The sequence below is a fragment of the Amycolatopsis sp. Hca4 genome (assembly GCF_013364075.1).
Taxonomy (GTDB): Bacteria; Actinomycetota; Actinomycetes; order Mycobacteriales; family Pseudonocardiaceae; genus Amycolatopsis.
Map to the genome: position 1 here is coordinate 9,250,890 of NZ_CP054925.1, position 23,515 is coordinate 9,274,404.

Below are 23,515 nucleotides of genomic sequence, written 5' to 3' on the forward strand. Positions count from 1 at the left end.
AGGACATGGACCTGGGCGTGCTCGAAGAGATCAAGCGGGTGAAGTACCGGTACCTGCGCGGGGTGGACCTGAAGCTGTGGGACGAGGTGGCCGACACCTTCACCGTCGACGCCACGGCCGACTACGGCACCCGCGCGGTCGGCAGCGGGGGCAAGCAGTTCGAGGGCCGCGACGCCATCGTCGAGTTCCTCACCCAGAGCCTCGGCAACGGCATCATCACCGTGCACCACGCAGCTCAGCCCGAGATCGACGTCGACGGCGACACCGCGACCGGGCGGTGGTCGTTCACCGACAAGGTCATCGTGCCCGAGCACAAGGTGATCATCGAAGGCGCCGCCTTCTACGAGGACACCTACCGCCGCGAGGGCGACGGCGCCTGGCGGATGTCGCACATCGGGTACGTCCGGACCTACGAGACGCTGACGAGCTTCGACGGCATCCCGGGCTTCAAGCTGCTCGCGAACCGCTGGGCTGTCCCGGCATGATCGAGAACGAGTTCTCGTTGACCCGGTCGTTCGCCGACGCCATCGTCGAGGCCGAAAAGCTGATCGCCGGAGCACCGCCGGCGCAGACCGAGCAGGGTCTCCTGGAGGGCTACGACTACCTCGCGGGCAGCATCCGGGCGTCGCTGCAGATGGCCTGGGCCTACCAGCGCGACTTCCCGTACTTCACCGCGTCCACCGGGCCGTACACGAAGATGGGCCTGGACAACCCGGACACGCTGTACTTCAACGCGAACATCCGGGCCGACCGCGAGTACCTCGTCACCGGGGTCCGGGGGACCACCGCCGACCTGAGCTTCCAGATCCTCAACGGCGACTACTCGCCGGTGGAGGTGCCCGACAGCCTCGCCGCGTTCGACGACCGGGCGATCGAAATCGACGAAGACGGCCGGTTCGAGCTGCGCTTCGGCCCCGCTCGCGACAACCCGCCGCCGAACTACTTCGTCCTCGGCGAGGGCTCGTCGATGCTCGTCGTGCGTGAGGTCTACAGCGACTGGGCCACCGAACGGCGGGGAGAAATCCGGATCCAGTGCGTCGACACGGCGGGCCAGGCGCCGCCGGTGCCGGACCGGTCCGGGCTGGCCAAGCGCTACGGCGTCACCGGCAAGATCCTGCTCAGCCGGCTGAAGACGTTCCTGGCCTTCCCGAAGTGGTTCTACTACGACCTGCCGGTGAACACGCTGACCGAGCCACGCTCGACGCCGGGCGGGCTGACCACCCAGTTCTCCTCGGCCGGGCACTACGAACTCGGCCCCGAAGAGGCGATGATCGTCACCGTGCCGCGCTGCGCGGACGCGCCCTACCAGGGCATCCAGCTCGGCAGCCTCTGGTACGTCTCGCTCGACTACATCAATCACCAGACGAGCCTCACCGCCGACCAGGCCCGCGTCGACCCCGACGACAAGATCCGGTTCGTGCTCGCCGAACGCGACCCCGGCCTGGCGAACTGGCTCGAACTCACCGGCCACGACCGCGGGTACCTGCAGATCCGCTGGCAGCGGCTGGCCCGCGACCTCGGCCCGGAAGACGGCCCGGTCGTCGAGGTGGTCAAGGCCGGCGAGCTGCCCGACCGGCTGCCCCACTACGAGGACGCGCGGGTGACGCCGGAGCAGTGGGCGGCGCGGATCGCGGCCCGGCAGGACGCCGTGGCCGCCCGGATGCTGGGGTGAGCGTGGAGAACGTGTTGCAGGGCAAGGTGGTCGTCGTCTCGGGTATCGGGCCCGGGCTGGGCCGGTCGATCGCCGTGCGCAGTGCGCAGGCGGGCGCGGACGTCGTGCTCGCCGCGCGCACCGAGTCGCGGCTGAGCGAGGTCGCGAAGGAGGTGACCGACCTCGGCCGCCGGGCGGTCGCGGTCCGCACCGACATCGACGACGCGGACTCCGCCGAGAACCTGGTGCGTACGGCGGTCGAGGCGTTCGGCCGGGTGGACGCGGTGGTGCACAACGCCTTCGCCGTCCCGCCGCTGACCGATCTGGCCACTGTGGACTTCGACGCCGTCCGAGCCGGGTTCGAAACCGCGGCGATCTCCGTGCTCCGGCTGACCCGGCTCTTCCTGCCCGCGCTCAAGGAGAGCAAGGGCTCGCTGGTGATGATCAACTCGGCGGTGCTGCGGCATTCCCGGCGGACGTTCGGTGCCTACAAGATGGCGAAGTCGGCGCTGCTGTCGCTGTCCCAGAGCCTGGCCAGCGAGCTGGGCCCGGACGGCGTGCGCGTCAACACCGTGGCGCCGGGGTACATCTGGGGGCCCAACCTCAAGTGGTACTTCGCCTACCTGGCCAAGGAGCGCGGCATCACGCCCGAAGACGTCTACGCCGAGACAGCGTCCACAATAGACCTTCGCAAGCTGCCCGAGCCCGACGAGATCGCCGACGCGGTGGTGTTCCTCGCCTCGCCGATGGCGCGCGCGATCACCGGGCAGTGCCTCGACGTCAACGGCGGCGAGTACCACCACTAGGAGGTTCCATGCTCCCCGGCCGCGAAGACGTGGGCACCGTCGAGGACCTGCACGCGTCGGCGTCGAAGCTCACCGGGCTCGACGACTTCGGTGCCGACGAGTACGTCGAAGGCCTGCGCGTGCTGCTGGAGTCCTACGAAGGGGACGCGGAACTGACGCCGTACGGCAACAAGGTGCACCGGGCGTTCCTGCGCGGTGCTTTGGTGGCGCGGCTGCTGAGTGAAGCTTCGTGGAAGCAGAACCCGGCGTACGCGGACGTCCGCATCGAGCGGCCGATCTTCGTCACCGGCCTGCCCCGCACCGGTACGACGGCGCTGCACCGGCTGCTCGCCGAGGACCCCGCGCACCAGGGCCTCGAGGTGTGGCTCGCCGAGGTCCCGCAGCCGCGGCCGCCGCGCTCGTCGTGGGCGGGCAACCCGATCTTCCAGGGCATCCAGGCCGGGTACGAACGCCACCACGTCGAGCACCCGGAGTTCATGGGCGTGCACCACATGTCCGCCGACCAGGTGGAGGAGTGCTGGCAGCTGCTGCGCCAGTCGATGCGGTCGGTCTCCTTCGAGTGCCTGGCGTACCTGCCGCGCTATTCGCGCTGGCTGGCCAAACAGGACTGGACGGACGCGTACGCGCGGCACAAGCGCAACCTGCAGCTGATCGGGCTGCCCGACGCGGGCAAGCGGTGGGTGCTCAAGAACCCGAGTCACCTGTTCGCCCTGGACGCGCTGATGGCGAACTACCCGGACGCCCTGGTGATCCAGACCCACCGGGCGCCGCGCACGATCATGGCGTCGATGTGCAGCCTGGCCGAGAAGGCCGCGGACGGCTGGTCGGACAAGTTCCGCGGCGAGGTGATCGGCCGCGGTCAGCTGGACCTGTGGGCGCGCGGAGCGGACGAGTTCGGCTGGGCCCGGGAGCGGCACAACCCCGCGCAGTTCCACGACGTCCGGTACGAGGACTTCGTCGCGGACCCGATCGGCACGGTGTCCAGTGTGTACGACCACTTCGGACTGGAGTTCACCCCCGAAGCCCGCGCGGCCATGACGGCGGTGCACGAGGCGAGCCGGACCGGGGACCGGAAACCGGTGCACCGCTACAGCTTGGCGGACTTCGGCCTGACACCCGAAGAGGTCGACGAGCGGTTCGCGAGCTACCTCACGTCCCTGCCGTGATCAGCTCGACGACTTCGGTCATCGACGGGCAGGCGGCCATCTCGGCGGCCAGTTCGCGCGCGCGTTCGCGGTAACGCGGGTCGGTCAGCGCCTCGCCGACGGCTCGCCGCAGCGTCCGCGGTGCGGCCTTCGCGCGGGCGTGGCCGATCCCGGCCCCGGACCAGGTGACCCGGGCGGCGACCTCGCGCTTGTCCTCGCTGGCCCCGATCACGACCAGTGGCACGCCGTAGCGGAGGGCGTGGTTGACCCCGCCGTAGCCGCCGTTGCTGACCACGGCGGCGCAGCGGGGGAGCAGTTCGTCGTACGGGAGGAAATCGGCGACCCGCACGTTGTCCGGCAGCGGGCCCGGCCGCAGCGGCGTCCCGCACGTCGTCGCGACGACCAGGACGTCCTCGCCCGCCAGCGCGTCGATGGCCGGCTCGACGAGCCGGCCGAGGTCGTCGTTCGCGACCGTCCCCTGGGTCACGTGCACCACCGGACGGCCGCCGTCCAGGTCGGCCCACCACGGCGGCAGCGGGTGCTCGCTCGCCGCGCTGACCGTCGTCGGCCCGATGAAGTGCAGGGGAGCGCCCGGCCGCGGGTACTCGAAGCCGGGGCAGGTCATCTGGAGCACGCCATCGCTGTGCAGGGGCCAGTCCGTGAAGAGCATGCCGGGGTCGCCGAGGAGGTCTTTCGCCAGGTCCTGCGCCGGCCCGGTCACCCACGGCACGAGCGCCTTGAAGATCGCGCCGCTGGCCGGGTGGCCGGGCGCGGCGGTCGGGACCGGCGGCAGGAACGGCAGGAAGCCGAGGGTGAGCAGGCGTGGCCGGGCTGCGCGCCGGACCAGGGCCAGCCCGGCCATCATCAGCGGATCGCACAGCACGACGTCGGCCGGGTGCTCGTCGAGGACGCGCAGCTGCGCGGGCATGGCGCGGACGAAGTGGGTCAGCTCGAACCGGGCGAGCTTCAGCCCGCTCAGCCCGGCGCGGCCGGGGATCGAGCCGTTCAGGTCGGTCTCGTCGAAGTCGGCCTCCGCCGGCAGTACGCCGACGGTCGCCCCCAGCTCCTCGAACGCTTCCCGGTAGCGCGCGCCGGTGACGACGGTGACCTCGTGCCCGGCGTCGACGAGGGCTGCGACGACCGGCTTGGTCGGCCCGACGTGACCGCGCGCGGGCTGCACGCCGACGAGGACGCGGGTCATGGCTCTCCCTTTGACCGATACGCTGTACCATCCAATTGATGACGATACCCGAAGGCGGGCGGCGCCGGTACGCGTCGCCGGTGCGCGAGGCCCGGGCGCGCCGCACCCGGGCGCACGTGGTGGCGACGGCGGGGAAGCTGTTCGCCGCGCGGGGTTACGCGGGCACGAGCATGCGGCAGATCGCGGCGGAGGCTGGGGTGAGCCTGGAGACGGTGACGCAGACGGGCCGCAAGCCGCAGCTGCTGCTGGCCGCGTTCCGGGCCGGCTTCGCGGGCGATCCGGACGCGAGGAACCTGGACGCGCTGGCGGGCCCGGCCGGCCCGGCGGACCTGCCCTCGGTGGTGCCACGGGTGGCCGAGGGGATCCGCGGATCACTGCCGATCTGGCGCGCGTTCACGACGGCGGCCGCGGCGGACGCGGAGGTGGCGGCGGTCCGCGCGGAGCTGGTGGTGGTGCGCCGGGCGGAGATCGCGGAGCGGCTCTCGGCGGCGGGCCTGGCCTCGGGAGGTTCGCTCGGGCGCTTGGCCGACGCGATCGGCTTGATCATGTCCCACGAGGCGTACGACCACCTGACGGCGGTGTGCGGCTGGCCGCACGAGGACTACGTCACCTGGGCGGCCTCGGCGATCCGGGCGCAGCTGGCCCTCGGCTGGTCAGCCGGCGGCGGCCTGTAACCCGCGGCTTCCGATGCCGCGCAGCACCTCCACCCGGTCCGAACCGGGCCGGCTGAGCACCCAGCTCGACCCCGACACCGCCTTCGCGCGCTTCTTCAACGGCGCCAGCAGCCGCGAAACCTCGTGGTACGACCCGATCGCCCCGCTCGCGCAGACCAGCGTCGCCAGCGACACCGTCACCGGCAGGCCGTCGGCCGACCAGGCCCGGTCCAGCAGCGCGCCCGCCACCGTCGCGATCTCGTCGACGTCGCACACCACCAGGAAGTCGTCGCCGCCGACGTGGCTCACCCGCATCCGCCGCAGTTCGCCCGCCTGTTCGGTCAGGGCCGCGCCCAGCTCGCGGATCAGGTTGTCGCCCGCCGCGAAGCCGGCGGTGTCGTTGACCGCCTTGAAGCCGTCGATGTCCAGCCAGGCCGCCACGAACGGCTCGCCGATGGTGATCCGGCGGGCCACGTCGCGGGCGACCGTGTCGCTGCCCGGCAGGCGCGTCAGCGGGTTCAGCGCCGCGGCGGCCTCGACCTTCGCCTCGGCCACCCCGCGGACCACCTCGGTCACCAGCACCACGCCGAGACAGCGGCCGAGCTCGTCCACCACCACGACGTCGTCGCCGGTGCGGCCCCAGTCCGCGTCGGTGACCAGCTCCAGGAACTCCATCGCGCCGGCGCGGGCCTCGATCGTGTGCGGGGTGTCCGCGAGCCGGGCCGCCGGGCGCTTCGCGTGCAGCGCGTGCCCGTACGGCCCGGTGACCGCGACCAGGAACCGGGTCCGGTCGACCGACCAGCGCGGCCGGTTCAGCTCGTCCACCCCGACGACGCCGCTCGGCGCGTCGGCCGCGGCCAGCACCGCGCGGACTTCGTCGCAGGTCGCCGTTTCCGGCAGGGTCGTCGCCGGGCGGAGGAAGTCGCCGACGCACGGTGCCGGCGCCCCGGTCGAGGGACGGGCGCGGGTGAGCAGCGCCGGCGCGGGACCGGCCGCGGTCGGCGGCGCGAGCAGGTGCCCCTGCGCGATCCGGACGCCGAGGCCGCGGACGGCGTCGAGCTGCGCGCCGGTCTCCACGCCGGTCGCGACGAGCCGGGTGCCGGTGCGGTTCGTGTAGTGCAGCAGCGCCTCGACCACGGCGACCGACGCCGGGTCGTCCGGCAGGCCGCGCAGCACGGTCCGGTCGAGCTTCACCAGGTCGATCGGCGCCTCGACCAGCAGGCCCAGCGGCAGGTCGCCGCGGCCGAGGCCGTCGAGCGCGATCCGGAAGCCGAGCTCGGTGAGCTCCCGCATCCCCGCGAGCGCGCGGCCGGCGGGCAGCGGCGCGAACGGCGGCCCGATCTCCAGGACGACTTCACGGGTGCGGCGGCCCGCGTCACCGAGGGCTTCGAGGAGGTCCTCGTACATCGACGGCGGTGCGGCCAGGGTGCGGGCGGACAGGTTCAGGTGCAGGGGGAGCGCCGTCGGCTGTTCGGCGTCCTGCCGGACGGCGGCGACCGCGAGCCCGAGGTCGGCCTCGGCGAGCCGGCCGTCGCGGCGGGCCTGCGCGAGCAGCTCGGGGACGGTTCCGCGGCCGGGCTTGGCCAGCGCCTCGTGCGCCACGACGCCTCCGGTGTGGAGGCTGTACAGCGGCTGGAAGGCGAAGCGGACCGCGCGTGGCGACTTCACGGCCCCGATCGTCGCGGGTCTCGCGGCGAAGCGGAACCGATGTCGACTGATGTTCACCGTCGGTTACCCCCATCGGCGCAACTGTTTCAGCATTGACTTATATAAGTCAGTGCTTGTAGCTTGGCCGGGTGCACGCGTTCGACGTCCTCGGCGACCCGGTCCGCCGCCGGATCCTCGAGCTGCTGGCCGACGGCGAACGGGCCGCCGGCGCGGTGACCGAGGTGATCCGGGCCGAGTTCGGCATCTCGCAGCCCGCGGTGTCGCAGCACCTGAAGGTGTTGCGGGACAACGGCTTCGCGGTCGTCCGCCAGGACGGGACGAGGCGGCTGTACGCGGTCGGGCACGCCCCGCTGCGCGACGTCGACGTCTGGCTCGACCGGTTCCGCCGGTACTGGACGCCACCGCTGGACGCGCTGGCCACCGAAATCGCCCGCGGCAAGCGTGCCCGGCGCCTCGATGAAGGAGAACGTTCGTGATCGACGTCAGCCACCAGATCAGCGCCGTCCGCCGGACACTCGGTGACCGGGTGCTCGAGGGGAAGGAGGCCCGCGTCCTGACCATCAGCCAGGTCTACGACACCGACGTCGAAGACCTGTGGGACACGGTGACGAACCCCGAGCGCATCCCGCGCTGGTTCCTGCCGGTGAGCGGGGAGCTGAAGGCCGGCGGGAAGTACCAGCTGGAGGGCAACGCGGGCGGCACGGTCGAGCGCTGCGACCCGCCGAAGAGCTTCGCCGCGACGTGGGAGTTCGGCGGCAACGTCAGCTGGATCGAGGTCCGCCTGAAGCCGGAGGGAACGGGCACGCGGTTCGAGCTGGAGCACGTGGCGCACGTCGACGACCGCTGGGACGAGTTCGGCCCGGGCGCGGTCGGCATCGGCTGGGACAGCGCGCTGGTCGGCCTGGTCCTGCACCTGTCCGCACCGGGCACGACCGTCGACCCGGAGGCGGCGATGGCCTGGATGATGTCGCCGGAGGGAATCCGCTTCATGACGGCGTCGAGCGAGGCCTGGTACGAGGCGGACGTCGCCGCGGGCGCGGACCCGGCCCAGGCCCGCGCGGCGGCGGACCGCACGCTGAAGGCGTACACGACCCCGCCGCAGGCCTGACCCTGCCGTGTCGTCCTCCCGATCACGTGTGATGCCCCCTCAATCACGCGTGATGCCCGCTCAATCACGCGAGATGCCTTCCTGATCACCGGCGTGGCCCTCGCCGCACGGTCCGCGGTGGAAGAGGCAGCGTGCGTCGCGGGGCATCACCTGTGACCGAAGGGGCATCACGTGTGATTGGAGAGGCATCACTCGTGATTGGAGGGGCGACACGGGTCAGCGGTCGGTGTACTTGACCGCGGTCAGGGTGATCACCGTGTCGGGCGGGACCTCGGTGCCCGCGGCCGGGTCCTGGCCCGTCTGGCGCCAGTTGCGGTCGATCACCAGCGCGCGGCCCTGGCCGGTGCCGTCGACCTCGCGGAGGTTGTAGAGGCCGGCTCGCTGCATCGCGTTCTGGGCGTCCTGGTGGTTCATGCCGGAGACGTCCGGGACCTTGATGAGTCTCGCCGAAGCCGAGGGCGGAGCCGGGGTCGAGGTCGTCGTGGCGGGTGGGGCGCCGCAGGCGGCCGTGGCGAACGCGAGCGCGGTCAGGGCTGTGACCATCCGTCGGGACATGCCCCTGAAGTACCCACGCGCCCGGCCGCCGTTCAGGTGAACCTGCGGATAAGGTCGGGCGCATGGATCAGGAGACCGACCCGCGGGCCGCGCGGCGCGATCCCGTGGCGAACGTCGGCGGGTTCACCGACCTGGCGACCAGCCCGTTCCGGATCGACCGCGACCGGATCGCCGCGTCGCCGTTCTTCGCGCGGCTCGGCGGTGTCACGCAGGTCGTCAGCGCCGGCGGGGCTGGGCTGCTGCACAACCGCCTCACTCACAGCCTCAAGGTCGCGCAGGTCGCCCGCGCGATCGCCGAGCGGATCACCGGCGGGCCCGACGCCGGACTGGCCGACAAGCTCGGCGGCTGCGACCCCGACGTCGCCGAGGCCGCCGCGCTCGCCCACGACCTCGGGCACCCGCCGTTCGGGCACCTCGGGGAGCAGACGCTCGACCGGATCGCCCGCCACCGCTTCGGCCTCGCCGACGGCTTCGAGGGCAACGCGCAGACCTTCCGGATCATCACCACGACCGACGTCCGCGGGCCGTCGGCGATCGGGCTGGACCTGACCGCCGCGGTGCGGGCCGCCGTGCTCAAGTACCCGTGGCTGCGGCTGCACCACCCCGCGCCGCACCCGTCGGAGCTGGCCGTGCCGCCGCGCGGGGCCGCCGAGCCGGGCGACCTGCCGGGCACCGGCGCGGCCAAGTTCTCCGCCTACGCCACCGAACTCGACGACTTCGAGCAGGCGCGCGCGGCCTTCGCGGGCCGCGTCGAGGGCTGGCAGCAGACGGTCGAAGCGTCCGTGATGGACACCGCCGACGACATCGCCTACGCCATCCACGACCTGCAGGACTTCCACCGCATCGGGGTCCTGCAGCACGCGCCGGTCGCCGCCGAGCTGGGGCAGTGGCTGGAGCACGCGGGGGAGCTGGCGTCGCTGGACGACGAGACGCTGAACGCGGACCTGCGCCGCCCGGGCCGGTCCCTGGAGCGCCTGCGCCGCCGCATGCACGCCAAGGACGCGTGGATCGTCGACGACGACGCCTTCGCCGCGGCGGTCGCGCGGGTGCGCGCGGAGCTGGTCGACGGCCTGCTGGCGGGCGAGTTCGACGGTTCGATCGAGGCCGAGCAGGCGACGGCGGCGTTCTCCGCGAACTGGACGGCCCGCCTGGTCGACGGCGTGTTCCTGCTGGCGGCACCGTCCACCCGCACCGGGCACGTGTCGCTGCGGCCGGCCCAGTGGCACGAGGTCCAGGTGCTCAAGTTCGTGCACCGCCGGTTCGTTCTCCTGCGGCCGGACCTCGCGCTGCACCAGCGCGGCCAGGCGGGCGTGGTGTCGAGCCTGGTCGACGCGCTCGACGCGTGGCTGCTCGACCGCGACGAGGTGTCCCGCCTGCCCCGCCGGCTGCACGACCTGGTCGAGCTGGCCCGAGCGGAGTACGCCGGGCTGGCCCGCACGGCACCGGAACTGCTGGTGGGCGCGACGGGCGAGCCGGTGACGGGGCCGGACGCGGTGCGCGGGCTGGCCCGCGGCCGGGCGGTGGTCGACTTCGTGGCTTCGCTGACGGACAAGCAGGCGGTGACGCTGCTGGACGCGCTGTCCGGCCGGGCCGCGCAGCCGTGGTCGGATTCGTTCGTGCTCTGACCGGGCCGGGCGCGCGGCCGAGGGGCCGGGACGGCGAGCCGCTGACCGGTGCGGGCGGGCCGCCCGCACGGCGTGCGTCTCAGCCGGGCGGCCGCGCGGCCGTCGTCGGGTTCCGTCCTCTGGGCGCGGTAACGCGCTTCCCCCGCCACCCCGCCGATTGCACGCCCGTGTGTTGCTTGTGGACATCCCACTCCGTGGTCGGGGTGGCGGGCAATCATTTGTCCGGTGCGTGTCCGGTGACCGGTTCACCGCTGCGCTGAACGGCCTACGACATCCGGCCCCTTCGGGAAATTATCCGTCCTTTGTCACTCGAACGGCTGATGTTTACGGAGAACTCGCGGTACTTAGCTGGATCCAGCCGGTGATCACCGGCGTCGGTCAGCGTGAGTCGGGGCACGCGCCTGGAGAATCGGAGGGCGCGCATGCGTCGTACCCGTTCCACGAGATCGAGATCCACTGTGTTCACCGCCTCAGCCGCGGCACTGCTCGCCGCGCTGGGGCTCGTTTCCCCGCCCGTCGCGGGGGCCGCACCCGCGTCCGGTCCGGACGCGTTCAGTGAAACCGCTCAGCAGCAGATCGCCGCGCTGCAGGCGGTCAAGGCGGGCCGCACCGCCACCGAGTCCAAACTGGACAGCAAGCTGCTCGTCGCCGAAAAGGGCGTGGGGAAGCAGCTGAACGCACTGCAGTCGGGGGTCACCGTCTCCGCCGCCGGGACCGTCCTGGTCGATCTCCGCGTGAGCAAGGTCTCGCCGGACCTGCTCGCCGGGCTCACCAAGGCCGGTGCGGGCATCCGCGCCGTGTCCGACCGCTACGCCAGCGTGCGCGCCGAGGTGCCGCTGGACAAGGTCGCCGAGATCGCCGCGCGCGGCGACGTCAAGCGCGTCGAACAGGCCGACCAGGCGATGACCGCCCGGGAACTGGCCACGCCGGCGACGACGCCGGAAAAGACCGAGACCAAGCAGCAGAAGGCCGACCGCATCGCCGGTGAGCTGCAGAAGGCCGTCAGCGCCAAGAGCCAGCGCAGCGCCGCCGCTGTCGCGCCGCTGGTCAGCGAAGGCGACCGGGCCCACAACGCCGACATCGCCCGCCAGCAGTTCGGCGTCACCGGCGTCGGCGTCAAGGCGTGCGCCCTGTCCGACGGCGTCGACTCCCTCGCCGCTTCGCAGGCCAAGGGCGAACTGCCCCCGGACGTCGACGTCATCGCCGGTCAGGAGGGCGAGGGCGACGAGGGCACCGCGATGCTCGAGATCATCCACGACCTCGCGCCCCGCGCCGCGCTCGGCTTCGCGTCGGCGTTCAACTCGGACGCCAGCTTCGCCGACAACATCCGCAAGCTGCGCTTCGAGTCGCACTGCGACGTCATCGTCGACGACGTCATCTACTTCAAGGAATCGCCGTTCCAGGACTGGATCATCGCCCAGGCCGTGAACGACGTGACCGCCGACGGCGCGCTGTACTTCTCGTCCGCGGGCAACGAAGGCAACGTCGCCAGCGGCACCGCCGCGCACTGGGAAGGCGACTTCGTCGACTCCGGCAAGTCGGTCGGCAAGTTCGCCGGCACCGCGCACAACTTCGCCGGCGCGGCGGGCACGCAGATCTACGAGCCGATCTCGAACGCGTCCTCCGCCGGTGTCCCGGTGACGTTGCACTGGTCGGACCCGCTCGGCGCGTCCGCGAACGACTACGACCTCTACCTGCTCAACTCCGCGGGCGCGGTCGTCAGCTACAGCCAGGACGTCCAGACCGGCACCCAGGACCCGTACGAGCGGGTCACCACGCCCTCCTTCGGCGGCACCGGGCTGCGCCTGGCCATCGTCAAGTTCTCCGGCCAGAACCGCTACCTGTCGCTTTCGGCGCTGCGCGGCCGCTTCTCCGACTCGGCCGACGGCCTCAAGGCCTACAACACCCCGGGTGTGACGGTCGGCCACTCGGCCGCGCGGGACGCCTTCAGCGTCGCGGCGGCCCCGGCGGCCAAGGCGTTCGGCCGGGCCCTCGAACCGGGCGACCCGGCCAACCCGGCGGGCCCGTACCCGGGCGCGTTCAGCGGCGCCACCAAGGCCGAGCGGTTCACCTCCGACGGCCCGCGCCGCGTGTTCTACGAGGCGAACGGCACGCCGATCACCCCGGGCAACGTGTCCTCGACCGGTGGTGAGGTCCGGAACAAGCCGGAGATCACCGCGGCCGACGGCGTGCAGACCAGCGTGAGCGGGTTCAACCCGTTCTTCGGCACCTCGGCCGCCGCTCCGCACGCGGCCGCCATCGCCGCGCTCGTGCTGTCCGGCAACCCCGGCCTGCCGCCGTCCGAGGTCCGGGAAGCGCTGATCAACACCGCGATCGACATCGAAACCCCGGGCCGCGACAACTTCACCGGGTCCGGCGTCATCCTCGCGGACAAGGTGCTGGCCTACACCGGCGCCAGCCCGCAGCCCCTCGCGGTGGCCAAGCAGCCGACGGTCACCCCGGCCGACGGTGGCTCGGCGCTCGACCCGGGCGACACCGCCAAGGTGACGCTGCCGGTGACCAACGACGGTGACGGCACCGCGGTGTCCACCAGCGTCGTGCTCACCAGCCCGACCCCGGGTGTCACGGTGGCGCCGCGGTCGAAGTCCTACGGCACCATCAGCCCGGGACAGACCGGCGTCAACGACTTCACCATCACCGTCCCGGCGACGCAGCAGCTCGGCGCGCCGGTGGTGCTGAACGCCCGCGTCACCTTCGCCGGGGCGCACTCGCCGACGACGACGTCGTTCTCGCTGCCGGTCGGCACCCCGTCGCCGGTCGCGCAGGACTTCGCCTACGCCGGCGAGCCGGTGGCGATCCCGGACAACAGCCCGGTCGGGGCGTCGGTGACCATCCCGGTCACCGGGGTCGGCCGCGCGTCCAAGGTGTCCTTCTCCGTGGACGGCACCACGTGCAGCACCGATCCGACCTCGACGGCGGTGGGGCTCAACCACTCGTACGTCGGTGACCTGATCGGCACGCTGACCGCGCCGTCCGGGGCGAAGGCCACGGTGTTCCAGCGCAACGGCGGTTCGGGCAAGAACCTGTGCAAGGTCGTCTTCGCCGACAACGCAGCCGCCGCGTTCAGCACGGTGACCTCGGCCAACGCGCCGTTCACCGGCTCGTGGCGGCCGACGCAGGCCCTGACCGGCAACCTCACCGGTGCGGCCGTCGACGGCGCGTGGACGTTCTTCGTGGTCGACGCGGCCGGCGGCGACGCCGGGTTCATCCGCTCGGTCGCCCTGCACATCAACGGGTTCGTGCAGCCCCCGGCGGCCGGCGCGCCGTCGAACGTCCGGGGCGTGACCAACAACGGCCCGGTGCACCCGCTGTAACCGGACACGATCGATACGGGGCCGTCGCGGTGATCGCGGCGGCCCCGTACCGTTTCCCCGTGAAGCCGAAGGAAGCCGCGGGCGGCGGCCGCACCGTCGAGGTGCCGCCCGAGCGGCTGGCGGGGTTCTTCGCCCGGTTCGCCGAGCGGCACGGCGGCACCACCGCCACCGAAGCGACACCGGACCGGGTGAGCGTGACCGCGGCCGACGGCACCACCGCGACCGCCGCCGTCCCGTTCGGGCCCCTCGCCGAGCCGTCCGTCGACGCGCTCGTCGCGCACGCGCTCCGGCCGCGGCGGATCGCACTGGTGCTCGTGCGGCGCGGCGGCCACAGCGTCGGTATCGCGCGCGGCGGCCGGATCGAGGTCTCGCGCACCGACCGGCACCTCGTCCAGAGCCGATCGGCGGCCGGTGGCTGGTCGCAGCAGCGGTTCGCCCGGCGGCGCGCGGGCCAGGCCCGGCACGCGCGCCAGGACGCGGCGAAGGACGTCTTCGAAGTGCTCGTCCCGCGGTTGTCCGAAGTGGACGCCGTCGTGCTCGGCGGCGACCGGCGGGCCCTCGACGAGCTGCGCGACGACCGCCGGCTGGCGCCGCTGTTCGCCCGCGCGGAACCCCGGGTGCTCGACGTCGGCGAACCGAGCCGGGCCGTGCTCGAGGAGGCCGCCGTCCGTGCGCTGTCCGTGCAGGTCACGCTGCGCGACGGGTGAAACCGCACACGTCCGGAAAATCCCGTGGACGACGGCCCGTACACTGGGCTTCGTGGATATCCAGCTGGAGTGACGCCGCGGCCCGAGCGGGCCGCCTGCCGCTGTCCTCCGTACGCCCCTTTTCCACGGGAGTTCCCCTTGATCACGGCCACCGGCCTTGAGCTGCGCGCGGGTTCGCGCATCCTGCTCAACGGCGTCACCCTCCGCATCCAGCCCGGCGACCGCATCGGTCTCGTCGGCCGCAACGGCGCGGGGAAGACCACCTCGCTGAAGGTCCTCGCCGGCGAAGGCGAGCCGCACGCGGGCGAGGTGCGCCGCACCGGCGAGCTCGGTTACCTGCCGCAGGACCCGCGCGAAGGTGATCTTTCGGTCACGGCGAAGGACCGCGTGCTCTCCGCGCGTGGTCTGGACAAGCTGATGCGCGACATGGAAAAGGCGCAGGCCTCGATGGCCGAGCTGGTCGACGACGCCGCGCGCGACAAGGCCATCAACCGCTACGCGCGGCTCGAAGAGCGCTTCGCCTCCCTGGGCGGGTACGCGGCGGAGAGCGAAGCCGCGCGGATCTGCTCCAACCTGGGCCTCGCCGACCGCATCCTCGCGCAGACGCTGGGCACGCTCTCCGGTGGCCAGCGCCGCCGCGTCGAGCTGGCGCGGATCCTGTTCGCCGCGGCCGAAGCGGGCGCCGGCGGCAAGTCCGAGACGATCCTGCTGCTCGACGAGCCGACCAACCACCTCGACGCCGACTCCATCAACTGGCTGCGGAGCTTCCTCAAGCAGCACGACGGCGGCCTGGTCGTGATCAGCCACGACGTCGAGCTGCTCGCCGACGTGGTCAACAAGGTCTGGTTCCTCGACGCCACCCGCGGCGAGCTGGACCTGTACAACATGGGCTGGCAGCGCTACCTCGACGCGCGCGCCACCGACGAGAAGCGCCGCCGCCGTGAGCGCGCCAACGCCGAGAAGAAGGCGTCGGCGCTGCAGCAGCAGGCCGCGAAGCTCGGCGCGAAGGCGACGAAGGCCGTGGCGGCCAAGAACATGGCCCGCCGCGCCGAGCAGATGCTGTCCTCGCTCGAGGACACCCGCCAGGCCGACAAGGTCGCCCGGATCAAGTTCCCCGAGCCCGCGCCCTGCGGCCGCACCCCGCTCACCGCCGAAGAGCTCTCGAAGTCCTACGGCTCACTGGAAATCTTCACCGGCGTCGATCTCGCCATCGACCGCGGTTCGAAGGTGGTCGTACTCGGGTTGAACGGCGCGGGAAAGACGACTTTGCTCCGGCTGCTCGGCGGAATGGAAACCCCGGACACCGGATCCGTCGTTCCGGGTCACGGATTGCGTTTGGGCTATTACGCACAGGAACACGAAACTCTTGATCATGAAGCGTCGGTGTGGGAAAACATCCGACATCTCGCTCCGGACACCGGAGCGCAGGAGTTGCGGAACCTGCTCGGCTCCTTCCTGTTCACCGGCGAACAACTCGACCAGCCGGCAGGCACGCTTTCCGGCGGCGAGAAGACCCGGCTCGCGCTGGCCGGCCTGGTCTCCAGTGCTGCCAACGTGTTGCTGCTCGACGAGCCGACGAACAACCTCGACCCGGCGAGCCGGGCGCAGGTCCTGGACGCCTTGCGCAGCTTCGCCGGCGCCGTCGTCCTGGTGACCCACGACCCGGGCGCGGTCGAGGCGCTGGAGCCCGAGCGGGTCATCCTGCTGCCCGACGGAACCGAGGACCACTGGTCGGCGGACTACCTCGAACTTGTCCAGCTCGCGTGAGCCGTGCGTCCATTCGGGTGCAAGATCACTCGCCGTAGAGCACTGGAATGGCCCAATGTGATCGCAATTTCGGCTGTTTCACGGCTGTCGTCTGGCATTCCGGCGCTCAGTGTTCGATCATTGCCCCGGCAGGGGCCGATATGTGGCCCAGAACACTCTCGGCGGGAAGGCGATCGACGTGGCTGATCTCAAGAAAGGCGCGCGGATCACCGGCAACACGCGCGACAAGCTGGCCGCTGACCTGAAGAAGAAATACGAGAAGGGCTCGAGCATCCGGGCTCTCGCGGAGTCGACGGGGCGGTCCTACGGCTTCGTGCACCGGGTGCTGTCGGAGTCCGGCGTCCAGCTGCGGGGGCGCGGCGGGGCCACCAGGGTCAAGAAGAAGTAGTCGCGGACTGCTGCGCGGGGGGCGCAGCGGGAACTTCGGCCACGCGGAACGCCAGGTGAGCCCCGAGCAGGACCAGCGGGTACACCAGGTAGCCGTACCGGGTGGCCGGGGTGAGCAGGATCAACGCGCCGAGTCCGACGGCGATGCGCAGCAGTGCGGCGGAGCCGTTCGCGGGGGGCCGGCGCACCAGCCAGACGGCGACGGCCACGGCCGCGGCGCCGACGAGCACGAACGCCGTGACCTGACCGGCCGGTCCGGTCTCGGCGATCAGGTGGCCCGGCAGCGGGCTGGCCGCGGGCGACCGCACGACGCCCATCCCGAGCGGGAACCGGAAGACGTGCTCCACGAACGCCGCCGGATCCACCAGGTACACCGGCAGGTGCAGGGCGATCGTCGTCGCCACCAGCGCCGCCGTGAACCGGCCCAGCGCCGCCCAGTCGAGCCCACGACGGCGGCGAACCGAGCCACGGCGGACCAGCACGAGCACCGCCAGCACCGCGGCCGCGGGGGCGACGATGAGCTTCGCGCTGACGACCAGCGCCAGCACCAGGCCCGACCAGGCGACCCGCCCGGTGGCCGCGAGCGCGCAGCTGAGCACCAGCAGGCCCACGATGGCCAGGTCCGGGCCGGCCACGGCCCAGGTGAGCGCGGTGAGCGGGCAGGCCAGCGCGAGCTGCGCGGCACCGACCGGCACCCGCGGCCACTTCAGCAGCTTCAGCGTGCCCAGCACGCACGCGCAGGCGGCCAGTGCGAACATCCACCGGGCGTCGGTGAGCGCGTCCGTCACCGGGGTGCCGCCGAACAGCGCCCGCGGCAGGCCGAAGACCGCCATCACCGGGCCGTAGGGCGTGTAATCGTTTACCACGGGCACCCGGCCGAGCGCGGTGACGTCGACGTACGGGGTTCCGTGGTGCAGCAGCAGATCCGCGGACCGCTCGATCACCCAGACCTCGGGTTGCGCGGCCCAGGAGAACGGCGTGATCAGCCAGTCCACTCCGGTCAGGCGGCGAATCACCAGAAGCGCCAACGGGAGGATCATCGCCAACAGTGCGACGGCGGCGATGCCGCACCAGCGTGAACCGAGTACGCCGCGCGGAGTACGCCCGCTCCGGGCAGCCAGCAGGAGGTACGCGCTGTGCGCCGCGCCGAAGCCGTAGGCCACGGTCGCGAAGTTGCCCCAGACGCGGTAGCCGTAGAACTCCGACACCAGCGCGGTCGGCAGCGCGAAGGCCAGGCAGGCCAGGTAAAACCCGAGGTCCCACCGCAGGGGTGCGGCCTCTCCGGTGCGCGGGGGTGCGGTGAAGAGCCGGGCCGTGCGCCGCCATGCGGGCGCCTGGCCCACCTCCGTTTCCACGTCGTCAGGCTACCGAGGGCCCGCCGCCCGGTTCAGCCGACGTCGCGCAGGCGGGGAAGCAGCTTCGCGGCCGCCTCGGACGCCGCGACGACGTCTTCGCGCCCGGTGGGCATCAGCACCAGCTCGGTGAAGCCGGCATCGACGTAGCTCTGCGTGAGGCGCAGCGCGCTGTCCGCATCGGACGGCAGCCGGAACTGCACGGCCCGGCGGACGGTCGCCGGATCGCGGCCCACGGCCGCGCAGTGCTCGTCCAGGACGTGCGAAAGCCGTTGCAACTCTTCGATTCCCGTGCCCGGCAGGGCGGCGTTCAGCCAGACGTCGGCGTGTTCGGCGACGACCCGGAGGCCGCGCTTTTCGCCGCTGCTGCCCAGCCACAGCGGGGGTTTCGGCCGCTGCACCGGCTTCGGATCGCTGATTGCGCGAGTCAGGGTGTAATGGCGGCCCGGGAAAGTGGTTTCCGCCTGCGTCCACAGCAGACGGAGGATTTCGCAGGTCTCGGCCAGCCGTTCGACGCGTTCGACCGGTGCCGGGGTGGGCGTGCCCATCATCGCGTCGGTCAGCGTGTCGCCGCCCGCGCCGAGGCCGACGTCCAGCCGGCCGCCGGAAAGGTGGTCGACGGTCACCGCGATCTTGGCGAACGTGCCGGGGTGCCGGTTGGTGTTGCCGGAAACCAGGCAGCCGATCCGCACCCGTTTCGTCGCTTCGGCCATCGCGGCCAGCAGGGTCCAGCCGTCGAAGATGTCACCGGTGCGGTCGGGTCCCATCGGGGCGAGGTGGTCGAACACCCAGCAGCCGTCGAAGCCGGCGTCGTCGGCGATCGCCCAGATCTCGCGGAGGGCGGCGATGCCGAGGTGCTGCTGGGGTGGTTTGAGGCCGACGGTGGTCATGGGGAACTCCTGATCGTCAGTCATTCAAATCATCAGTTAAGCTGACGATCAGCGTAGGTGTAGAGTCTTCGCATGTCCAGTGCGCCCCTCGCTGTCACCCGGCGGCTCGGCTACCTGCTCAAACACGCCCAGCTGCGGCTCGCCGAGCTGGCCGAGCCGCTGTACGCGCCCCTCGGCGTCACCGGGCGGCAGCTCGCGCTGCTCGCGCTCTTCGGTGACGGGCCGGCGCAGTCACAGCAGGACGGCGCCGCCCGGCTCGGCATCGACCGGACGACGATGGTCGCGCTCGTGGACGAGCTGGAGGCCAAGGGGCTGGTCCGGCGCGAGGTCGCGCCGGGGGACCGGCGCAAGCGCCTCGTGCTGCTGACCCCCGAAGGGGAGCGCGTCCGCGAGGCGGGCGAAGAACTCACGAGGCAGGCCGAGGCGCTGCTGCTGGAGCCGCTCTCCGCCGAGGACGCCGAGCGGCTGCGCGCCGCTCTGCACCAGGTTGTTCGCGCCGAGTGAACGGCTGCGGGAAGCAAACGGACAGCAGGGGCGTTGTCCAGGTCATATCCGCCGAAAACCTCAGTTATAGTAGAGGTTTCTGACACTGGGGGTTCCCGTGGACAACATGTGGGGGCTGTGGAGCTCGGCGATGCGCGCCGGTGACGCACCCAAGGCGCTCACCCGCGGCACGCTGAAACGCGTCGCCCGCTTCGCCCGGCCGCACTGGCGGCGGCTGCTGGCCTTCCTCGTGCTCACCGTCGTTTCGGCCGTCCTCGCGGTGTCGACGCCCGTGCTGGCCGGCAAGGTGGTCGACGCGATCGTCGGCGGCCACGACGTCACGGTGGTCGTTTGGCTCGCCGTCGTGATCGCCGTGCTGGCGATCGCCGACGCCGGGTTCGGGCTGATCGAACGGTGGCAATCCGCGCGCATCGGCGAAGGCATCATCTACGACCTGCGGCGCGCGGTCTTCGAGCACGTCCAGCGCATGCCGATCGCCTTCTTCACCCGGACCCGCACCGGCGCGCTCGTTTCGCGGCTCAACAACGACGTCATCGGCGCGCAGCGGACGTTCACCGCGACGCTGTCCGGGCTGGTCACCAACGTCATCCAGCTGGCGCTGTCGCTGGCTGTCATGCTCACGCTGTCCTGGCAGGTCACCCTGATCGCGCTGGTGCTGCTGCCGATCTTCGTCATCCCCGCGCGCCGGCTCGGCCGCCGGATGGCCGGGCTGCAGCGGGAGGCCGCGGACCTCAACGCCGGGATGACCACGCAGATGACCGAGCGGTTCTCCGCACCGGGTGCGACGCTGGTGAAGCTGTTCGGCCGCCCGGTGCAGGAGGCGGAGGACTTCGGGGTGCGCGCCGGGCGCGTGCGGGACATCGGCGTCCGGACCGCGATGCTGACCCGCTGGTTCATGACCAGCCTGACCCTGGTTTCCGCGCTGGCGCAGGCGCTCGTGTACGGCCTCGGCGGGTACCTCGCGCTGACCGGGGCGCTGGCGCCGGGCACCGTCGTCGCGCTGGCCCTGCTGCTGACCCGGCTGTACGCACCGCTGACCGCGCTGGCCAACGTCCGCGTCGACGTCATGACCGCGCTGGTGTCCTTCGAGCGGGTCTTCGAGGTCCTGGACCTCAAGCCGATGATCGAGGAGAAGCCCGGTGCGCGGGCTCTTTCCCCTTCGGGCGGGGTTTCGGTCGAGTTCTCCGACGTCCGCTTCGGGTACCCCGCGGCGGACAGGTACTCGCTGGCGTCGCTGGAGGACGTCGCCACGCTCGACCACCGCGGCGGCGAAGAGGTGCTGCACGGGATCTCGTTCCGCGCCGAGCCGGGGCAGATGGTCGCGCTGGTCGGGTCGTCGGGGGCGGGGAAGTCGACGATCGCGTCGCTGCTGCCGCGGCTGTACGACGTCGACTCCGGCGCGGTCCGGCTGTCCGATGTGGACGTCCGGGAGCTGACTTTCGCGTCCTTGCGCGAAACCGTCGGCGTGGTGACCCAGGACGGGCACCTCTTCCACGACACGATCCGCGCCAACCTGGCGTACGCGCGTCCCGGCGTCACCGACGACGAGATCTGGGAGGCGCTCGAGCGGGCCCGGCTCGGCGAGCTGGTGCATTCGCTGCCCGACGGCCTCGACACGACGGTCGGCGAGCGCGGCTACCGCCTTTCCGGCGGCGAGCGTCAGCGGCTGACCATCGCCCGGTTGCTCCTGGCCCAGCCCAAGGTGGTGATCCTCGACGAGGCGACCGCCCACCTGGACTCGGAGTCCGAGGCCGCCGTCGGCGAGGCCCTCACGCACGCACTGGCCGGCCGCACGGCCCTGGTCATCGCCCACCGCCTCTCGACGGTCCGCGCGGCCGACCAGATCCTGGTCCTCGAACACGGCGAAATCGTCGAGCGCGGAACCCACGACGAGCTCCTCGCCGCAGGCGGCCGTTACGCCACCCTCCACGCAACCCAGTTCGCCGACGAAGAACCCGCCATCGCGTGATCGAGGCCGGAACCGGCGTGATCAGAGCCGGATCTCGCGTGATTGGGGCCGGAACTCGCCAGTTACGGCCCCGATCACGCGGGTCACGGCCCCGATCACGCGGGTCACGGCCCTGATCACGTGGGTTACGTGTTGGGGAGGGACTCGTAGAGGGCGGTGACGAGGGCCATTTTGCGGGGGTCGTCGCGGATCAGGGGGCCCAGCTGGTTGAGGGTGTAGCCGAAGGCGATGCCGTTTTCCGGGTCGGCGCCGCCGGTGGAGCCGCCGAGGCCGTCGTGGCCGAAGGCCGTGGGGTTGGGGCCGAAGCCGCGGGCGTCGCTGCCGAGGTAGAAGCCCAGGCCCCACTCGTTGGGCAGGCCGAGGACCGCGTCGACCTCCTTGCCCTGGCTTTCGCGGGCGCGGGCCAGCCCGGCCGGGGACAGCAGGGTGCCGGTCGCCAGCCCGGAATAGATGGTCGCGATCGCGCGGGCCGTGCCGTGGCCGTTCAACGCCGGCATGACCGCCTGGCGCCAGGCCGGCTCGTTGGCGTCGTGGCCCTGCAGACGCGGGTTCATCAACGCGGCCTGGGCGACCGGGCCGGCCGCGGCGAACGCCGTGGCCAGCGCGTTCGCCATCTCCTCGGTCAGCACCGGGTCGACCAGGGTCGCGCAGCGGTCGAAGTCGGCCGAAGACGTGAGGCCGATCGAGAAGTCCGCGTCCAGCGGCCCGGCGATCTGCTCGGCGAAGAACTCCCGGATGCCCTGCCCGGCGACCCGCTGCACGACCTCGCCGACGAGCCAGCCGTAGGCCAGTGCGTGGTAGCCACCCGCCGACCCGGGCTGGTACAGCGGTTCCTGGGCCGCGAACAGCGACGTCATCAGGTCCCAGTCGTAGAGCTCCTCGACCGCCACCGGCCGGTCCAGCCCGATCCCGGGCACGCCGGAGCGGTGCGAAAGCAGCCACCGCACCGGGATCTCCGCCTTCCCGGCCGCGGCGAACTCCGGCCAGTACTTCGCGACCGGGACGTCGACGTCGAGCTCGCCCGCGTCGGCGAGCTTGTGCGCGCACAGCGCGGTCATGCCCTTGGTCGTCGACCAGACGTTGGCCAGGGTGTCCGCCTGCCACGGCCGCGCGCGGTCGGGACCGGACCAGCCGCCCCACAGGTCCACCACCACCTCGCCGTGGCGGACGGCGGTGAACGCGGCCCCCAGTTCACCACGCGAGCGGAAGTTCTCTTCGAAGGCCTCGCGCACCGGTTCGAAGCCGGGAGCGCATTCGCCGCGCGCCGTCACCGTGGCACTGTCCATCGGACCTCCTCCGGGTGCGACCGATCCACACCGACCAGTCGGTATGTCGACGCTAGAACCGCCGGGCACGCGGAGTCAAGACGTGCCCGGCCGGTGCTCTTTCACCAACTAGCGCAGGCGGGGGACGATTTCGCCGTACTTCGCCAGCAGCCCGGCGTTCGCTTCGTCCCCACCCTCCACATTGGAGCTTCGCCACAGCGGGACGTCCAGGCCCTCGGCCGTTCCGCGGTCGTAGACCTGGGCGAGCACCAGGTTCCACAGGAACGCGTTGACCACAGTGGACAGCGGCGCGGTGCGCGGCGCGTCCGCCGGGTAGCTCGCGTCACCCGGGACGACCAGCGAGTCCAGCACGACCGTGCCCTGCTCGACCAGCGTGCTCGACGACCGCCTCGGCGCCGCCGCCACGCACGCCCGCGACGTCACCGCGATCACCGCCGCACCCCGCTTGCGCGCCTCGATGCACAGCTCGACCGGGTACGGGTTGACGCCGGAGGTCGAGAACACCACCAGCACGTCGTCCGGCCCCGGCGCGCGCTCGGCCAGCACTTCGGCGGCCAGGCCGCTGCGCCGCTCGGTCCGCGTGCTGGCCACCGCGCCGTGCAGCGGGAGCAGCTCGGGGTGGTAGAGCGGGTAGACGCAGGCCAGCCCGCCGGCCCGGTAGAACGTCTCGGCGACCGCGGCCAGCGAGTGCCCGGCGCCCGCGGTATAGACCAGTGCGTCGGCCCGGATCACCCCCAGCACCAGGTCCGCCGCGGCCCGCACCGCTTCGGCGTTGGCCTGCTCGACGTCCGCCAGCTGCTTGGCGACGCTGCCTGCGATGTCCGTGGCGCTCACCACACCCACCCTTCCGTCGGGGATCGGGCGCCGAATCTACCGTGCAGACCACTTCCCGCGGTGGAATAGCCG

General features: G+C 72.0%; 21 protein-coding genes. 14 read left to right on the forward strand and 7 right to left on the reverse strand.

The annotated features are described in order from the left end of the window. Window positions 1-5 precede the first annotated feature (5 nt). From HUT10_RS42195 to HUT10_RS42210, 4 genes are read left to right on the forward strand one after another with little or no spacing between them, the layout of a single operon-like run. Complete coding sequence (locus tag HUT10_RS42195) at window positions 6-485, forward strand: nuclear transport factor 2 family protein (RefSeq protein ID WP_176176309.1); 480 nt, start codon at window positions 6-8, stop codon at window positions 483-485. Beyond that, window positions 482-1,672: a hypothetical protein gene (locus HUT10_RS42200; RefSeq protein ID WP_176176310.1), complete on the forward strand. Its 1,191-nt coding sequence runs from the start codon at window positions 482-484 to the stop codon at window positions 1,670-1,672. The genes HUT10_RS42195 and HUT10_RS42200 overlap by 4 nt, the downstream gene beginning before the upstream one ends. Continuing rightward, window positions 1,669-2,457 carry an SDR family oxidoreductase gene (locus HUT10_RS42205; protein ID WP_176176311.1) on the forward strand — a complete coding sequence of 263 codons (789 nt, stop codon included), beginning with the start codon at window positions 1,669-1,671 and terminating at the stop codon, window positions 2,455-2,457. The genes HUT10_RS42200 and HUT10_RS42205 overlap by 4 nt, the downstream gene beginning before the upstream one ends. 8 nt (window positions 2,458-2,465) lie before the next feature. Beyond that, on the forward strand, window positions 2,466-3,623 hold the full coding sequence (locus HUT10_RS42210; protein ID WP_176176312.1) for a sulfotransferase: 1,158 nt from the start codon (window positions 2,466-2,468) through the stop codon (window positions 3,621-3,623). Here HUT10_RS42210 and HUT10_RS42215 read toward each other — a convergent pair. Beyond that, a complete protein-coding gene (locus HUT10_RS42215; RefSeq protein ID WP_176176313.1) occupies window positions 3,607-4,803 on the reverse strand; it encodes a glycosyltransferase in 1,197 nt (398 codons plus the stop codon). The two genes, HUT10_RS42210 and HUT10_RS42215, sit on opposite strands and share 17 nt — an antisense overlap. Before the next feature lie 38 nt (window positions 4,804-4,841). Between HUT10_RS42215 and HUT10_RS42220 the strand changes: the two genes are divergently transcribed. Further along, on the forward strand, window positions 4,842-5,477 hold the full coding sequence (locus tag HUT10_RS42220) for a TetR/AcrR family transcriptional regulator (RefSeq protein WP_176176314.1): 636 nt from the start codon (window positions 4,842-4,844) through the stop codon (window positions 5,475-5,477). Here the strand turns inward: HUT10_RS42220 and HUT10_RS42225 are convergent. Beyond that, window positions 5,457-7,124 (reverse strand): GGDEF domain-containing protein, encoded by a 1,668-nt coding sequence (locus HUT10_RS42225; protein WP_176176315.1) that lies wholly within the window; start codon window positions 7,122-7,124, stop codon window positions 5,457-5,459. The two genes, HUT10_RS42220 and HUT10_RS42225, sit on opposite strands and share 21 nt — an antisense overlap. Window positions 7,125-7,252: 128 nt before the next feature. Between HUT10_RS42225 and HUT10_RS42230 the strand changes: the two genes are divergently transcribed. Together HUT10_RS42230 and HUT10_RS42235 are read left to right on the forward strand one after the other, a co-directional pair. Further along, window positions 7,253-7,600, forward strand: coding sequence for a helix-turn-helix transcriptional regulator (locus HUT10_RS42230; RefSeq protein WP_176176316.1), 348 nt, complete (start codon window positions 7,253-7,255; stop codon window positions 7,598-7,600). Then, complete coding sequence (locus HUT10_RS42235; RefSeq protein WP_176176317.1) at window positions 7,597-8,232, forward strand: SRPBCC family protein; 636 nt, start codon at window positions 7,597-7,599, stop codon at window positions 8,230-8,232. The genes HUT10_RS42230 and HUT10_RS42235 overlap by 4 nt, the downstream gene beginning before the upstream one ends. Window positions 8,233-8,448: 216 nt before the next feature. Here HUT10_RS42235 and HUT10_RS42240 read toward each other — a convergent pair whose 3' ends face one another. After that, window positions 8,449-8,775, reverse strand: a complete 327-nt coding sequence (locus tag HUT10_RS42240; RefSeq protein ID WP_176178297.1) for a PASTA domain-containing protein — start codon at window positions 8,773-8,775, stop codon at window positions 8,449-8,451. Window positions 8,776-8,849: 74 nt separating this feature from the next. Here HUT10_RS42240 and HUT10_RS42245 point away from each other — a divergent pair, with 74 nt between their 5' ends. The 5 genes from HUT10_RS42245 (at window position 8,850) to HUT10_RS42265 (ending at window position 16,609) form a co-directional block, all read left to right on the forward strand. Beyond that, entirely contained in the window at window positions 8,850-10,412 is a 1,563-nt protein-coding gene (locus HUT10_RS42245) for a deoxyguanosinetriphosphate triphosphohydrolase family protein (RefSeq protein WP_176176318.1), read from the forward strand. 458 nt (window positions 10,413-10,870) lie between these two features. After that, window positions 10,871-13,747 (forward strand): S8 family serine peptidase, encoded by a 2,877-nt coding sequence (locus HUT10_RS42250; RefSeq protein WP_176176319.1) that lies wholly within the window; start codon window positions 10,871-10,873, stop codon window positions 13,745-13,747. Between the two features lie 59 nt (window positions 13,748-13,806). Continuing rightward, the gene (locus HUT10_RS42255; protein ID WP_176176320.1) at window positions 13,807-14,454 is read left to right on the forward strand and encodes an acVLRF1 family peptidyl-tRNA hydrolase; all 648 of its coding nucleotides are present in this window, start codon (window positions 13,807-13,809) and stop codon (window positions 14,452-14,454) included. Window positions 14,455-14,592: 138 nt separating this feature from the next. Continuing rightward, the gene (locus HUT10_RS42260) at window positions 14,593-16,221 is read left to right on the forward strand and encodes an ABC-F family ATP-binding cassette domain-containing protein (RefSeq protein WP_176176321.1); all 1,629 of its coding nucleotides are present in this window, start codon (window positions 14,593-14,595) and stop codon (window positions 16,219-16,221) included. 178 nt (window positions 16,222-16,399) lie between these two features. After that, window positions 16,400-16,609 (forward strand): helix-turn-helix domain-containing protein, encoded by a 210-nt coding sequence (locus HUT10_RS42265; protein WP_003071237.1) that lies wholly within the window; start codon window positions 16,400-16,402, stop codon window positions 16,607-16,609. Here HUT10_RS42265 and HUT10_RS42270 read toward each other — a convergent pair. After that, on the reverse strand, window positions 16,596-17,963 hold the full coding sequence (locus HUT10_RS42270) for a glycosyltransferase 87 family protein (RefSeq protein WP_176176322.1): 1,368 nt from the start codon (window positions 17,961-17,963) through the stop codon (window positions 16,596-16,598). The genes HUT10_RS42265 and HUT10_RS42270 overlap by 14 nt on opposite strands. Window positions 17,964-17,995: 32 nt before the next feature. Further along, window positions 17,996-18,850 (reverse strand): LLM class flavin-dependent oxidoreductase, encoded by an 855-nt coding sequence (locus tag HUT10_RS42275; RefSeq protein ID WP_176176323.1) that lies wholly within the window; start codon window positions 18,848-18,850, stop codon window positions 17,996-17,998. Between the two features lie 72 nt (window positions 18,851-18,922). Here HUT10_RS42275 and HUT10_RS42280 point away from each other — a divergent pair, with 72 nt between their 5' ends. Both HUT10_RS42280 and HUT10_RS42285 read left to right on the forward strand, forming a co-directional pair. Next, window positions 18,923-19,354 (forward strand): MarR family winged helix-turn-helix transcriptional regulator, encoded by a 432-nt coding sequence (locus HUT10_RS42280; protein ID WP_176176324.1) that lies wholly within the window; start codon window positions 18,923-18,925, stop codon window positions 19,352-19,354. Between the two features lie 97 nt (window positions 19,355-19,451). Continuing rightward, a complete protein-coding gene (locus HUT10_RS42285; RefSeq protein ID WP_176176325.1) occupies window positions 19,452-21,323 on the forward strand; it encodes an ABC transporter ATP-binding protein in 1,872 nt (623 codons plus the stop codon). A 125-nt stretch (window positions 21,324-21,448) separates the two neighbouring features. On the opposite strand, the gene HUT10_RS42290 is transcribed toward HUT10_RS42285, so the two are convergent. Together HUT10_RS42290 and HUT10_RS42295 are read right to left on the reverse strand one after the other, a co-directional pair. After that, window positions 21,449-22,609 carry a serine hydrolase domain-containing protein gene (locus HUT10_RS42290; RefSeq protein ID WP_176176326.1) on the reverse strand — a complete coding sequence of 387 codons (1,161 nt, stop codon included), beginning with the start codon at window positions 22,607-22,609 and terminating at the stop codon, window positions 21,449-21,451. A gap of 108 nt (window positions 22,610-22,717) precedes the next feature. After that, window positions 22,718-23,446: an SIS domain-containing protein gene (locus tag HUT10_RS42295; RefSeq protein WP_176176327.1), complete on the reverse strand. Its 729-nt coding sequence runs from the start codon at window positions 23,444-23,446 to the stop codon at window positions 22,718-22,720. Between the last annotated feature and the right edge of the window lie 69 nt (window positions 23,447-23,515).